This window comes from Treponema bryantii (assembly GCF_036492245.1).
GTDB lineage: Bacteria > Spirochaetota > Spirochaetia > Treponematales > Treponemataceae > Treponema_D > Treponema_D bryantii_C.
Window position 1 is genome coordinate 1,734,198 of the sequence record NZ_AP025286.1, and the last position, 13,315, is coordinate 1,747,512.

Below are 13,315 nucleotides of genomic sequence, written 5' to 3' on the forward strand. Positions count from 1 at the left end.
AGGGCAGTATGAATACTATTTTATATACAATTATTGTTGCTGTAATTATTGCCTTCCTACTCGGTGTTCTGCTTGGTCTTTTCAAAAAGATTTTCCATGTAGATACTGATCCTAAAGTTCAGAAGGTTCGTGATGCACTTAGCGGTGCAAACTGTGGTGGCTGTGGTCTTGCCGGTTGTGATGCTTTTGCATCTGCTGTAGTTAAGGGAGACGCTCCAACTAACGGTTGTGTTGCCGGAGGTTCTGACTGTGCTAAAAAAGTTGCAGAGATTCTCGGTCAGGCTGGTGTAGAAGTAAAACCTAAGGTAGCTTTTCTTGCATGTGCAGGAACAAAAGACTGTGCTGCAGATAAGGCTGAATATATTGGAATTAAAACCTGTAAAGCTGCCCAGCTTACAATGAACGGTACAAAAAAATGTGCTTTTGGTTGTATAGGACTTGGTGACTGTGTGAAAGTATGTCCTTTCGGAGCCCTTTATATGGGAGACGATGGACTTCCAAAGGTGAACAAATCAAAATGTGTTGCCTGTGGAAAATGTGTTGCTGCCTGTCCAAAACATTTGTTCCGTCTTATTGATGCTGATTTGAAAGGTGCAATTGGTGTCTGCTCTAACAAGAGTGATAACAAAGTTCAGATTAAGAAAGACTGCTCAAAAGGATGTTTTAAGTGCGGCATGTGTGCTCGTAAATGTCCTGAACAGGCTATTGATGTCAGTTCTGGTTTACCAGTAATTGATTACACAAAGTGTACTTCATGCGGTACTTGTGTAACAGCCTGTGTAGATAAGGTTCTGGTATTGCTTTAATTTGTTAATCCATGATAGGAGGAAATATATATTATGGAAAAGTTTTTTAAATTACAGGAAAGAGGCACCACAGTTTCTAAAGAACTTGTTGGTGGTATAACAACTTTCCTTGCTATGGCTTACATTCTTGCTGTAAACCCAAGTATTCTTTCAGCTTCTGGAATGAGCTGGGGTGCAGTATTCACAGCCACAGCACTCTCTGCTGCTATTGCAACTCTTGTAATGGCATTCTGTGCTAACCTGCCTGTTGCTCTTGCACCTGGTCTTGGTCTTAACGCATTCTTCACATACACAGTTGTTCTGGGTATGGGATGCAGCTATCAGCTTGCACTTACTGCAGTTCTCCTGGAAGGTATTCTCTTCATAATCCTTTCTCTCTGCGGTGTTCGTGAAGCAATCATTAAGTCTATTCCTGAAGGACTTAAGAAAGCTGTTGCAGTTGGTATCGGTCTTTTCATTGCAATCATTGGTCTTGCAAATGCAGGTATCGTTTCTACAGAAACAGGAACTCTTATCGGATATGTAAACTTCGATATGGCTAATAAGGCTGCAATCGTAGCAATAATTGGTCTTATCCTTACAATCATTTTGTACACATTGAAGGTACCAGGAGCAATCCTCATTGGTATCATCATTACTACTATCATTGGTATTCCATTTGGTGTAACAACTATTCCTGAAAACTTTAAGCCATTCTCAGCTCCATCAGCTCCACATTTCTTTGCTTTTGATTTCAAGGGAATCGTTTGTACTCCTGCTGGAAAATTCTCATTTGCAGTTCTCGGACAGTTCTTTGTAATCTTCTTTACATTCCTGTTCACAGACCTCTTTGATACAATCGGAACTCTTCTTGGTGTAGCAGAGCAGGGTAACCTTAAAGATGAAAACGGTGAAGTTCAGAACGTTAAGGGTGCTCTTATGGCAGATGCTGTTGGTACTGCTGTTGGTGCTTGTCTCGGTACTTCAACTGTAACATCATTCGTTGAATCTTCTTCTGGTGTTGCTGCTGGTGCACGCACTGGTCTTGCTTCAGTTACAACTGGTGTTCTTTTCCTTCTTTCATTGTTCCTGAGCCCATTGTTCTTCCTCATTCCTTCTGCAGCTACAGCTCCAGCTTTGATTTTTGTAGGATATTTGATGATGAAGTCTGTTGTAGACATTAAGTTTGATGATCCAACAGAAGGTATCCCGGCATTCATCACAATCATGACAATGCCATTCTCTTATTCAATTGCTAAGGGTATTCAGTGGGGTATCATTTCTTACGTTATCGCTAAGTGTGCAGGAAAGAAAGTAAAAGACATCCCTGTTGTTACATGGATTCTCGCAGCTATCTTCCTGGCTGATATTATTTTCGAAGCTTGCAAGTAATTAAGCCGATAAAACGAAAAAGGCTGTCCTTTTGGGCAGCCTTTTGTATTTAGAACTCAATTACTGTTATTTATTGAACAACGCCTTCTCCGCATCATCCACATTAAACTGATAGCTCTTAGAAAGAGAACCTGCAATAAGTTTTACCTTTGCAGTTCCATCATCATTCAAAACTACCTTACATTCTGTATCTTTATCTGCAAATGTGCGGAACATATCTGCAAGAGATTTTCTGTCAATTTCAATTGCCATAAGATCATTAGCGAACATATCTTTACGGAATGCTTTTGCAAATGTTGGAGCTACAACTGTATTGATTCCGTTAGCTTCAAGAGCCCATGATGCATGTTCACGTTCTGAACCACAGCCGAAGTTTTCTTTTGTAATGATTACCTTTTTACCGGCAACATCACTTTTTGGATTAAAACCATCAACCTTAAGATTTTCAAAAAGGTGGGAAGTTAACTCCTGTTTAGGAAGTTCTGCAAGATACTCTGCAGCAATAATTTCGTCAGTATTGATATCTGAACGATCCAAAAACAGCACAGCGCCACCAAAAGTTTTCATTTTATTTAGTCTCCTAATATATGTCATACCACGTATATAGATACGCTATTTAAAATATAGCATTAAATAGATTTAAAAGATAGTGTTTTTTTCGTTAATAGTAATTTCTTAGAAATATTACAAATATATGGTAGATGTATATAATATGACATAAAAATGTGATATATTTTTAATTAGATTAAAAACATATGGGGGAAAATTTATGAAAAAAATGCTTTTTGTACTTGCTTCAGCAGTAATGGCTTTTGCTCTTATCAGCTGTGGCGGTGAAAAGAAAAATGTTGTAAAAATCGGTGTTTACGAACCAGCATCTGGTGATAACGGTGCCGGTGGTAAGCAGGAAACTCTTGGTATTCAGTATGCAAACTCTATCACTCCAACTGTAGAAATTGCAGGAAAAGAATACAAAGTTCAGCTTGAAATCGTAGATAACGAATCTTCAAATGATAAGGCTGTAACAGCAGCTTCTGAACTCGTAAGCAAGGGTGTTTCTGTAGTTCTCGGATCTTACGGTTCTGGTGTTTCAATTGCTGCTTCTGATACATTTGCTGCTGCAGATGTTCCAGCTATTGGCGTTACATGTACAAACCCACAGGTTACTCTTGGAAACAATCACTATTTCCGTATCTGCTTCCTTGATCCATTCCAGGGTTCAGTTCATGCAAATCTTGCTAAAGATAAGTTTGGTGCTAAAAAGGCTTATGCACTTGCAAAACTTGGTGATGACTATTCTGTAGGTCTTTGTAACTACTTTATTGAAGGCTGTAAAAAACTCGGAATCGAAGTAATCTTCGAAACATTCCCAGACGGAACTTCTGACTTTGCTGCTTATGTTGCAAATGCAAAGAACAATAAAGCAGATGTATTCTTCTCTCCAGTTTCAATTGAGGCAGCTGCTCTTATTATTGAACAGGCAAATACACAGGGACTTAAGATTCCTCTTCTTGCAGGTGATACATGGGATTCTAACGTTGTTCTTGCTGCAGCTAAGGGAACAAATATTGATGTATATGTAACAACCTTCTTCGTAGAGGGAAGTGCAGATGCTAATGTAGTTTCATTTGTAGACGGTTTCAGAAACTATCTTAATACAAATGCTACTGCTAAAACTAACAATGGTGGAGATGATGAAATCGCTGCTGTTTCTGCAATGGGATTCGATGCTTACTATACTGCACTCGAAGCTCTCAAAGCAGCAGGAAGCACAAAATCTGCTGACGTTATGAAAGCTCTTCCATCTGTAACATACAATGGTGTTTCAGGTTCTATCGCATTCGATAAGAATGGTGATGCTGAGCGTGATGTTGCTTACATCAAGAAAGTAAACAACTCAACTGGAAAGTGGGACTTCATTGCTATTCAGAAAGTAAACTAATTAAAAACAAGGGATTGCCGCTTGTCGGCAGTCCCGATATTCAGGAAACGTAGATGAACTTTTTTCAGGCTAATCTGCCTTATCTTCTTGCAGGTATTTCTACCGGTGGCCAGTATGCCCTCATTGCGATAGGCTACACAATGGTTTACGGTATCTTAAGACTTATCAATTTCGCACACGGCGATGTATTTATGGCGGCCGGACTTATCATGATTTATTCTTACACTGTAATGCCGCTTTGGGTTTCAATCCCATTAACTATCATACTTACAGTTCTGGTTGGCTTTGCAATTGAACGTACTGCCTATAAACCTTTAAGAACTGCACCTCGTATGTCAATTATGATTTCTGCAATCGGAATGTCATATCTGATTCAGAATCTTGCTTTATATATTACTGGTGGACTATTAAAAACTTATCCGAAGATTCCATGGATAAGCGATTCTATAACAATCTTTGGAGCAATTACAAAACGTGTAACTGTGATTACTCCTTTCCTTACAATTATTCTCGTAGTAGCACTTGTTCTTTTGATTAAGTATACAAAAATCGGAATGGCTATGCGTGCTGTTTCCCGTGATTTTGAAACTGCTCAGCTTATGGGAATCAAAATTGACTCAGTTATTTCGATGACTTTTATAATCGGTTCTTTCCTTGCTGCAGTAGGTTCAATTCTGTTCTTCTCGAACTATCCTGGAGTTACACCAACTGTTGGTGGTATGCCAGGACTTAAGGCTTTCGTAGCAGCAGTTTTCGGAGGAATCGGTTCTATTCCAGGTGCTGTAATCGGTGCCTTCTTAATTGGTATATGTGAGAACATTATTAAGGGACTTGGCTGGACAACCTTCAGCGATGCCTTTACTTTTGTTCTTTTGATTTGTGTATTGATGTTCATGCCGACTGGACTCTTCGGCGAGAAACAGACCGATAAGGTTTAATCTTTTATTGAGGTTTTTGCTATGGAAATTACTAACAAAAAAAGAGATTTATTTATCGGCTTTGGACTTCTTGCTCTGCTGTTCGTTGTTCTTATTATTCTTGAACACACAATTCGTCCTACATCAATTCTGTTTACAGTATTAAAGAAGGGTGCAATTTACGCACTTGTTGCTGTAAGTATGAACCTTTTGAATGGATTTACAGGTTTGTTCAGTTTAGGTCAGGCTGGCTTTATGCTGCTTGGTGCTTATACTTATGCAATCTTTACAATTCCGCTTGAAGCGCGTGCTCAGGTTTATCAATACTTTGATGGTGGTGCAATTCATTTTACACTGCCTGTAATTGTTGCAATGATTCTTGCCGGCCTTGTAGCAGCATTCTTTGCTTATCTGATTGGACTTCCTGTTCTGCATCTTAAATCAGATTACCTTGCAATTGCGACACTTGGATTTGCAGAGATTCTTCGTGCAATCTTCCAGTGGGATAAGCTTGGTGTTATCACAAACGGTTCAAACCTTTTGCGAAAGTATCCGGTATTTAAATCTACAACATTCTATTTTGCAGTAAGCGGAATCTGTATTGCAGTTATTGTACTTCTTATCAATTCTACTTATGGCCGTGCTTTCAAAGCTATCCGCGATGATGAAGTTGCTGCCGAAGCAATGGGTATCAATCTTGCTCATCATAAAAGAATGGCATTTACAATCAGTTCATTCTTTGCAGGTATTTCTGGTGCTCTTCTTGCAATGTTCCAGACAACAATTCAGGCAAGTCAGTTTAAGTCTGCAATGACTTATGAGATTCTTTTGATTGTTGTAATCGGAGGAATCGGTTCTGTAACAGGAAGCTGTATTTCTTCATTCCTTTTTATTGCATGTTCTGAGTGGTGGCTCCGCTTCCTTGATAACGCGAACCTGAACTTTACTTACGTTCAGATTTTACGTCCTGGATTCAGAAAGGTAGTATTCTCTATCGTAATTATGTGTATCGTACTTTTCTACCAGAAAGGAATTATGGGCGATAAAGAATTCTCAATTAAGGGAATATCGGGCTTTTTTAAGAAGTTTAAGAAAAAGTAGGAATGAATATGAACATTTTGAAAATGGAAAATATAACAATGCAGTTCGGCGGTGTAGTTGCCGTTGACAATCTTTCTCTTGAAGTAAACGAAGGAGAAATTGTATCTCTTATCGGACCAAACGGAGCAGGTAAGACAACTGCATTCAATGTTGTAACCGGAGTTTATGCACCAACAAACGGAGCAGTCTGGTTCAACGGAAATAAGATTGTAGAAAATCATCCCCGCAGAAAGATGAAAAAACTTTATGCAGGAAAAGATAAAACTGTATTCAATGGTCACCTGGAACCGACTCCAGACAAAATCACAAAGCTTGGAATTGCTCGAACCTTCCAGAACATCCGTTTGTGGAAGAGCCAGACTGTATTTGATAACGTTCTGATTGCAAAACACCTTCGCCGCACTTCAAATGTTTTCTCTGCAACTTTCCGCCTTAACTGGAAAGAAGAGAAAAAGCAGCGCGAAGAAACTGCCGAACTTTTGAAGATTCTCGGGCTTTACGATGTAAAGGATGAACTTTGTACTTCGCTTCCATACGGACTTCAGCGTCGTCTGGAAATTGCACGTGCTCTTGCTACAAATCCAACTTTGCTTTTGCTTGATGAACCTGCAGCCGGTATGAACCCACAGGAAACTGCAGAGCTTACAGACTTTATCCGTCACATCCGTACAGACTTCCATCTATCTGTATTTATGATTGAACACCACATGGATCTTGTTATGGATATTTCTGACAGAATCTACGTTTTGAACTTTGGTGCTCTTATTGCACAGGGAACTCCAGATGAGATTCAGAATAATCCTGATGTAATTGCAGCTTATCTTGGTGAATCAGAAGAAGACAGTGATTATTCAGACAAGCCATATGCTGTAGAAGAGGAGGCCGAATAATGCTTGAAATTAAAGACTTACATGTATCATACGGCGGAATCAAAGCTCTTCGCGGTATCAATATCGAAGTTCCAGATGGAAAAATCGTTACTCTTATTGGAGCAAATGGTGCCGGTAAATCTACTTTGTTACGTACAATCAGTGGACTCGTAAAAGCTGAAAGCGGCTCAATCAAACTTGATGGAAAGGAAATAACAGGACTTCCTATCAATAAAATCTGTGCAGAAGGAATTGCACTTAGCCCTGAAGGACGACATGTTTTCTCTGACCTGACAGTTATTGAAAATCTTAGAATTGGTGCTTATCTTCGTAATGATAAAAAGGCCATCGAAAAAGACCTTGAATGGGTATTTAATTTGTTCCCACGTCTTAAAGAACGTTCATGGCAGTTTGCAGGAACCCTTTCGGGTGGTGAACAGCAGATGCTTGCTGTTGGACGAGCTCTTATGAGTAAGCCAAAAATTCTTATGCTGGATGAACCTTCATTGGGACTTGCACCTCTTGTAGTACAGCAGATATTTGATATCATCCGTGAAATCAATAACAGCGGTGTTACAGTGCTTCTTATTGAACAGAACGCAAATATGGCATTAAAAACTGCCGACATCGCATACGTTATCGAAACAGGTGAAATAGTCCTCAGCGGCACAGGCAAACAGGTACTTGAGAACCCGACAGTTCGCGAAGCATACCTCGGAAAAAAGAAATAAAGACCTTCGGAGCAAGACCGAAGGTGACAGTCCTTCCTAAGTATAAAAATGCATGTCATTCCCGGGTTTGTCCCGGGAATCTATAATAGAATTATACAATAATCAAATAATTCTCTTACAGTAGAATTGTATTTTTCATGTTATACTAGAGAATAGGAGGCTTCAAAATGTTTTACGAAGCAAAAAATTCTTTAGTATTCAAAAAAGGTAACGAAACACTTCTTATCGAACCATGGGGAAAAAATTCTCTTAGAGTTCGTTGTACACTTGAAAGTGCATTTATTGATCATGATGTTGCACTTACAGAAAAAATCAATCACGGAACTGCAAAAATCAACGTAACAGAAAATGGAGCTTCAATCTCAAATGGAATTCTTGAAGCACGTTTGAATTTTAATGGCGTAATTTCATTCTATAAAAATGATAAACTTATTTTGCAGGAATACTACCGCCAGTATGATCCAACTGCAACAAAGGAAAGCTGCTGTACAAAAATCATCAGCCGTCAATATCAGGGAATCATAGGCGGAGATTATTCACTTACAGTACGCTTTAATCCAAATGATGAAGAAAAACTCTTTGGTATGGGTCAATATCCGGCACCATATCTTGATATGAAAGGCTGTACTCTAGAACTCGCTCAGCGTAACAGCCAGGTTTCTATTCCTTTTGCTTTATCAAATCTTGGATATGGTTTCCTCTGGAATAATCCAGCTGTTGGTAGAGTTACATTCGGAAAGAACATTACAGAATGGCATGCAGACAGCACAAAAGAAATGGACTACTGGATTACTGCTGCTGATACTCCTGCAGAAATCGTAGAAAACTATACTGCAGTTGTAGGACGTGCACCAGCACTCACAGAAGACTATCTTGGTTTCTGGCAGTGTAAACTCCGCTACCGTACACAGGAAGAAGTTCTCACAGTTGCCCGTAAATACAAAGAAATGGGCATTCATCTCGATGTTATCGTAATCGACTTCTTCCATTGGCCACGTCAGGGAGACTGGTTCTTTGATAAGGAATACTGGCCTGATCCAAAAGCAATGTGTGATGAGCTCCATGCAATGGGAACTAAAGTTATGGTTTCTGTATGGCCTAATGTTGATAAAAAATCTACTCACTTCTATGAAATGCAGGAAAAGGGTTATCTGATTCGTGCAGACCGTGGAAGTAACCAGAGCTTTGACTGGCAAGGCGACTGTCTTGCAATTGATGCAACAAATCCGGAAGCACGTGAATACCTCTGGGATATCTGTAAAAAGAATTATGCTGATTACGGAATTGATATGTTCTGGCTTGATAACTCTGAACCTGACCTTAACATTTATGATTTTGGTAACTACAGATACCAGATGGGAAACGGACTTCAGGTTGCAAATATTTATCCTCAGATGTACAGCCGCGCTTTCTACGAAGGTCAGAAGGCTATGGGACAGAAGAGCATTGTAAACCTTGAACGCTGTGCCTGGGTAGGAAGCCAGAAATACAATCAGGTAATCTGGAATGGTGATGTTCAGTCTACATGGGAATGTTTCAGAACTTCTGTATGTGAAGGCTTGAACATGGGTATTGCCGGTATTCCTTGGTGGACAACTGATATTGGCGGCTTTATGTACGGTGATGTTCGCACAGAAGAGTTTAAGGAACTTCTTGTTCGCTGGTTTGAATGGGCTGTATTTACTCCAATCTTAAGATTGCACGGTGACCGCGATCCGCACGATATTCCATTACTCGATAAAGATCCGCAGCGGGGTTACGGTGGAGGACACTTATTCACAGGCCGAGACAACGAAATCTGGTCATACGGTGAAGGCCCTCAGAAGATCATGGAAGCTCAGATTAAGCTCCGTGAAAAAATCAAACCTTATGTAACAAAAGTTATGAAAGAAGCAAGTGAAAACGGAAGCCCTGCAATGCGAACTATGTTCTACGAGTTCCCTGAAGACGAAAAATGCTGGAACCTCAAAGATCAGTATATGTTTGGTTCTGAATATCTTGTAGCGCCAGTTCTTGCACCACAGACTTTCATACGTGACGTATATCTTCCTGCAGGTAAATGGGAAAATATTCATGACGGAAAAGTTTACGATGGCGGGCAGACAATTACAGTAGAGGCTCCGCTTGAAAGTATTCCTGTTTTTAAACGTTCTTAATCAAAGTCATTGCGAGGCAGAGCCGAAGCAATCCATGGATTGCCACGTCGCCCTTCAAGGGCTCCTCGCAATGACAAAATACTTAAATATCTGTCGACTTGCCATTATTCGTTAAACGGAGTACATTATTTTTTATGGGAACTCCAAATCGCGAAAAAATAATCATCCGAACCAGTATAATCGGTATTCTGGCAAATATTTTCTTATCTGCTTTTAAAGCCTTTGTCGGAATAATCACCAATTCTATCGCTATCATTATGGACTCTGTAAACAACCTTAGTGATGCGCTTTCTTCAGTAATTACAATTGTAGGTACAAAACTGGCCGGAAAACCAGCAGACAAAAAGCATCCATTCGGTCACGGACGGGTAGAGTATCTTACAGCGCTCGTAATTGCCGTAATCATCCTTTACGCTGGTCTTACCGCTTGTATTGAATCAATAAAGAAAATCATAAATCCTGTTACCCCAGAATATAATACAGCCTCAATTGTAATCATCAGTGTGGCAGTTATAGTAAAGATTATTCTTGGACTTTATGTAAAAGGAAGCGGTAAAAAAGTAAACTCTGATTCCCTTATTGCAAGCGGTCAGGATGCCCTGATGGACTCAATTATTTCAGCATCTACTATCATTGCTGCGGCTGTTTTCCTTATCTGGAACGTTTCTCTCGAGGCATATCTTGGTGTTCTGATTTCTTTTGCTATCATAAAGGCCGGTATTGAAACTCTTCGCGAAACTATCAGTAAGATTCTTGGAGAACGTGTTGATTCGTATCTTTCTAAAGATATAAAAAGGACAATTATTTCCTGTGATAAAGAAATTCTTGGCGCATATGATTTAGTATTGAATAATTACGGTCCTGACATGCACGTTGGTTCAGCTCATATAGAAGTACCTGATACCTGGTCTGCAGATAAAATTGATGCTATGTCACGAAAAATTGCAAACGAAGTTTATTTAAAACACGGAGTTGCAATGAGTGCAATAGGTATCTATTCAGTAAATACTCATGAAAACTCTGCAGCTCAGATTCGTGAACGTGTCAGCAAAATTGTTATGGAACATAAAGAGATTCTTCAGATGCACGGCTTCTTTGTAGACGAGCAGGCTAAGAAGATGAGATTTGATATTATTGTTTCTTTTGATTCTCTGAGCATGAAGGAAATGTTTAATCACGTAGTCCAGGACGTACGCGATGCATTCCCAGACTACGATGTTCAGGTACAGTTTGACGTTGATATTAGTGATTAGCCTAAAATCGAAAATCCGTTAAAAACTGGGCTGCGACAGCGGGCCAGTTTAGGATTATCGAAAGAACGGCTCAGAGGCAAGCTGTGCTTGCCGACTATTTGCTGACAACATTTATCGGATTTCCGGCAATCCATGCCTTAAGATTTTCTTCCGCAATTCCCTGCAGGCGCTTACGGGTCTCTCGTGGCGCCCAGGCAATATGTGGAGTAATTACACAGTTTTTTGCTTTTAGGAGAGGACAGTCTGCTGCCATTGGTTCCTGAAACAGTACATCAGCTGCATAGCCAGCAATTCCATCATTATTCAAACAATCTGCTAAATCCTGTTCAACAACAAAGCCGCCACGGGCTGTATTTATAAGATAAGCAGACTTTTTCATAAGAGAAAGGCTGTCTTTATTTATAATATTCTTAGTCTGTTCTGTAAGAGGTGCGTGAAGTGTCAGAAAATCTGAACGCTTTAATAATTCTTCAAAGCTGACTTGTTCCGGCATGCCTTCTTTTGGAGTTCTTGTACAGCAAATAACATTCATTCCAAAAGCTTTTCCTAATTCACAAACCTTTTTTCCGATATTTCCATAACCGAAAATACCAAGAGTTTTTCCGTAAAGCTCTGAAAGACTTCCATTCCAGAAACAGAAATCACGGCATTTTACCCAGTCTCCTGCCATTACAGAAGCACTGTGCTGAGCTACCTGATTTGTAAAATAAAGGATAAACGAAAATACATGCTGAGCAACTGATTCAGTAGAATAGGCAGGAATATTTGTTACTGTTACTCCATGAGCACGAGCTGATTCCAAATCAATTACATTATAGCCTGTTGCAAGAACCCCGATGTATTTAAGATTAGGGCAGGCATCGAAAATTTCTTTTGTAATCTGAATTTTGTTAAGAAAAACGGCATCTGAATTACCGATATGATCGATTACTTCTTCTGGAGAAGTTCTTTCATATACATTGTAATCAACAATGCCGTCTAAAAAAGTCCAGGGTAGGTCACCCGGATTTACCGCATGACCATCTAGAATTGTAAGTTTAATCATAGATTAGCCGAGTACGTCTACACCGCAGCCAGAGATTGCAGCATTGATAGCAGCTTCTGCTCCTGCATCATCATAGTCTACGAGTACCTGAGATTTTTCACAGTTAGCAACACAGTTAGTAACTCCTGCTACTGCTGAAACTGCAGCCTGTACTTTTCCTGCTGTTCCATCATCAAACATACCAACTACATATATCTTTTTCTGCATAAGAAAACCTCATAAATTAAATAATCAACTCTCAAATGTAAGTTAATCAAATATAAAATAAATATATATTTTGTTCAATATAAATTCATCAGCTAATTCACTAAAATACTAGAAGTGTAGCGTTTTGTACAATTATAGGACAAACTAAAACGATGTAGTTAGCTCTACTTAACTTGTATTTTTTGAATTCCGTATGAATATGGCGCTACTGAATATGGTTCAAAGTATACATAAACCCTTGCACCATCTACAGTAAATATTTCATAATTTCCGGCCTGTGGGAATGCGCCCATATTTATCATTTCCCGCAAAGCATCTTTTTCAGCTGGATTTTTTGCTGCTTTATTATCATCAATCAGTTTTTTATATAAGTGATTCCTGCAAAGGGTAGAGATTTCGTTATAAGTCATATCAGTTGCATTCAGAATACTGATATATTTTTTAGTATTCATATTATAATTTAAACTTATCAGATTTGTTGTTCCGTGAGCACCACCACTGAATATATATGTATTTAAAAGTACACTGACAATTTCCTTTGTACCGGTAACTTCATATGTAACATTATATTCAAAAGGAGGCAATTTAGAGTTTCCTCGGGAATTAAGGGCAACAATATCATTATATTCTTTTCTTGAATAAGACTTAAAATTTTTCCAGTTATTTAGAACTGTATTTTCAATTCTTTTATTTAAATCAGGCAGCTTATCAAATTGAGGATATTTGATATTCGTTTCAACATAATTCAGATTTTCTTCAAATTCGACAGTCTGATATTTCTCTGTAAATCTTAAATTTCTGTTTGTACCTGGAAGAGAAGCACAGGAAACAAAAAGAAAGGCAATAGAAACAATAAAGAGGTAATGTAAAGTTTTAGTAGTAGTCATAAAAGTTTCCTTATTTTTTATATTATTATA

The 13,315-nt window shown here is 38.9% G+C and carries 13 protein-coding genes; 9 read left to right on the forward strand and 4 right to left on the reverse strand.

Annotation, left to right across the window (positions count from 1 at the left end; translation table 11 throughout):
• Positions 1-8: 8 nt before the first annotated feature.
• Together AABJ44_RS07735 and AABJ44_RS07740 are read left to right on the forward strand one after the other, a co-directional pair.
• Entirely contained in the window at positions 9-806 is a 798-nt protein-coding gene (locus AABJ44_RS07735) for an RnfABCDGE type electron transport complex subunit B (protein ID WP_074644972.1), read from the forward strand.
• 33 nt (positions 807-839) lie between these two features.
• Positions 840-2,177, forward strand: coding sequence for an NCS2 family permease (locus tag AABJ44_RS07740; RefSeq protein ID WP_338368346.1), 1,338 nt, complete (start codon positions 840-842; stop codon positions 2,175-2,177).
• 66 nt (positions 2,178-2,243) lie between these two features.
• On the opposite strand, the gene AABJ44_RS07745 is transcribed toward AABJ44_RS07740, so the two are convergent.
• A complete protein-coding gene (locus tag AABJ44_RS07745) occupies positions 2,244-2,744 on the reverse strand; it encodes a 3-isopropylmalate dehydratase small subunit (RefSeq protein ID WP_074644968.1) in 501 nt (166 codons plus the stop codon).
• A 202-nt stretch (positions 2,745-2,946) separates the two neighbouring features.
• Between AABJ44_RS07745 and AABJ44_RS07750 the strand changes: the two genes are divergently transcribed.
• The 7 genes from AABJ44_RS07750 to AABJ44_RS07780 all read left to right on the forward strand — a co-directional run bounded on the left by AABJ44_RS07750 (position 2,947) and on the right by AABJ44_RS07780 (position 11,146).
• Positions 2,947-4,119 carry an ABC transporter substrate-binding protein gene (locus tag AABJ44_RS07750; RefSeq protein ID WP_074644966.1) on the forward strand — a complete coding sequence of 391 codons (1,173 nt, stop codon included), beginning with the start codon at positions 2,947-2,949 and terminating at the stop codon, positions 4,117-4,119.
• A 53-nt stretch (positions 4,120-4,172) separates the two neighbouring features.
• Positions 4,173-5,057 (forward strand): branched-chain amino acid ABC transporter permease, encoded by an 885-nt coding sequence (locus AABJ44_RS07755; RefSeq protein ID WP_074644964.1) that lies wholly within the window; start codon positions 4,173-4,175, stop codon positions 5,055-5,057.
• Between the two features lie 21 nt (positions 5,058-5,078).
• Positions 5,079-6,137 carry a branched-chain amino acid ABC transporter permease gene (locus AABJ44_RS07760; protein ID WP_338368347.1) on the forward strand — a complete coding sequence of 353 codons (1,059 nt, stop codon included), beginning with the start codon at positions 5,079-5,081 and terminating at the stop codon, positions 6,135-6,137.
• Positions 6,138-6,139: 2 nt separating this feature from the next.
• A complete protein-coding gene (locus AABJ44_RS07765) occupies positions 6,140-7,027 on the forward strand; it encodes an ABC transporter ATP-binding protein (RefSeq protein ID WP_338368348.1) in 888 nt (295 codons plus the stop codon).
• The gene (locus tag AABJ44_RS07770; RefSeq protein WP_338368349.1) at positions 7,027-7,737 is read left to right on the forward strand and encodes an ABC transporter ATP-binding protein; all 711 of its coding nucleotides are present in this window, start codon (positions 7,027-7,029) and stop codon (positions 7,735-7,737) included. The genes AABJ44_RS07765 and AABJ44_RS07770 overlap by 1 nt, the downstream gene beginning before the upstream one ends.
• Positions 7,738-7,904: 167 nt before the next feature.
• Positions 7,905-9,893, forward strand: a complete 1,989-nt coding sequence (locus tag AABJ44_RS07775; protein WP_338368350.1) for a glycoside hydrolase family 31 protein — start codon at positions 7,905-7,907, stop codon at positions 9,891-9,893.
• Between the two features lie 134 nt (positions 9,894-10,027).
• Complete coding sequence (locus AABJ44_RS07780) at positions 10,028-11,146, forward strand: cation diffusion facilitator family transporter (protein ID WP_338368351.1); 1,119 nt, start codon at positions 10,028-10,030, stop codon at positions 11,144-11,146.
• Positions 11,147-11,240: 94 nt separating this feature from the next.
• On the opposite strand, the gene AABJ44_RS07785 is transcribed toward AABJ44_RS07780, so the two are convergent.
• The 3 genes from AABJ44_RS07785 to AABJ44_RS07795 all read right to left on the reverse strand — a co-directional run bounded on the left by AABJ44_RS07785 (position 11,241) and on the right by AABJ44_RS07795 (position 13,285).
• On the reverse strand, positions 11,241-12,191 hold the full coding sequence (locus AABJ44_RS07785; protein ID WP_338368352.1) for a D-2-hydroxyacid dehydrogenase: 951 nt from the start codon (positions 12,189-12,191) through the stop codon (positions 11,241-11,243).
• A gap of 3 nt (positions 12,192-12,194) precedes the next feature.
• A complete protein-coding gene (locus AABJ44_RS07790) occupies positions 12,195-12,398 on the reverse strand; it encodes a heavy-metal-associated domain-containing protein (RefSeq protein ID WP_022931398.1) in 204 nt (67 codons plus the stop codon).
• A gap of 164 nt (positions 12,399-12,562) precedes the next feature.
• Positions 12,563-13,285: a DUF3298 and DUF4163 domain-containing protein gene (locus AABJ44_RS07795; RefSeq protein ID WP_338368353.1), complete on the reverse strand. Its 723-nt coding sequence runs from the start codon at positions 13,283-13,285 to the stop codon at positions 12,563-12,565.
• Positions 13,286-13,315: the final 30 nt, after the last annotated feature.

What these genes read in the sequence shown, in the direction of transcription:
- AABJ44_RS07735 (WP_074644972.1), top strand. Translation starts at nt 9, where the DNA reads ATGAATACTATTTTATATACAATTATTGTTGCTGTAATTATTGCCTTC.
- AABJ44_RS07740 (WP_338368346.1), top strand. Translation starts at nt 840, where the DNA reads ATGGAAAAGTTTTTTAAATTACAGGAAAGAGGCACCACAGTTTCTAAA.
- AABJ44_RS07745 (WP_074644968.1), bottom strand. Translation starts at nt 2,744, where the DNA reads ATGAAAACTTTTGGTGGCGCTGTGCTGTTTTTGGATCGTTCAGATATC.
- AABJ44_RS07750 (WP_074644966.1), top strand. Translation starts at nt 2,947, where the DNA reads ATGAAAAAAATGCTTTTTGTACTTGCTTCAGCAGTAATGGCTTTTGCT.
- AABJ44_RS07755 (WP_074644964.1), top strand. Translation starts at nt 4,173, where the DNA reads ATGAACTTTTTTCAGGCTAATCTGCCTTATCTTCTTGCAGGTATTTCT.
- AABJ44_RS07760 (WP_338368347.1), top strand. Translation starts at nt 5,079, where the DNA reads ATGGAAATTACTAACAAAAAAAGAGATTTATTTATCGGCTTTGGACTT.
- AABJ44_RS07765 (WP_338368348.1), top strand. Translation starts at nt 6,140, where the DNA reads ATGAATATGAACATTTTGAAAATGGAAAATATAACAATGCAGTTCGGC.
- AABJ44_RS07770 (WP_338368349.1), top strand. Translation starts at nt 7,027, where the DNA reads ATGCTTGAAATTAAAGACTTACATGTATCATACGGCGGAATCAAAGCT.
- AABJ44_RS07775 (WP_338368350.1), top strand. Translation starts at nt 7,905, where the DNA reads ATGTTTTACGAAGCAAAAAATTCTTTAGTATTCAAAAAAGGTAACGAA.
- AABJ44_RS07780 (WP_338368351.1), top strand. Translation starts at nt 10,028, where the DNA reads ATGGGAACTCCAAATCGCGAAAAAATAATCATCCGAACCAGTATAATC.
- AABJ44_RS07785 (WP_338368352.1), bottom strand. Translation starts at nt 12,191, where the DNA reads ATGATTAAACTTACAATTCTAGATGGTCATGCGGTAAATCCGGGTGAC.
- AABJ44_RS07790 (WP_022931398.1), bottom strand. Translation starts at nt 12,398, where the DNA reads ATGCAGAAAAAGATATATGTAGTTGGTATGTTTGATGATGGAACAGCA.
- AABJ44_RS07795 (WP_338368353.1), bottom strand. Translation starts at nt 13,285, where the DNA reads ATGACTACTACTAAAACTTTACATTACCTCTTTATTGTTTCTATTGCC.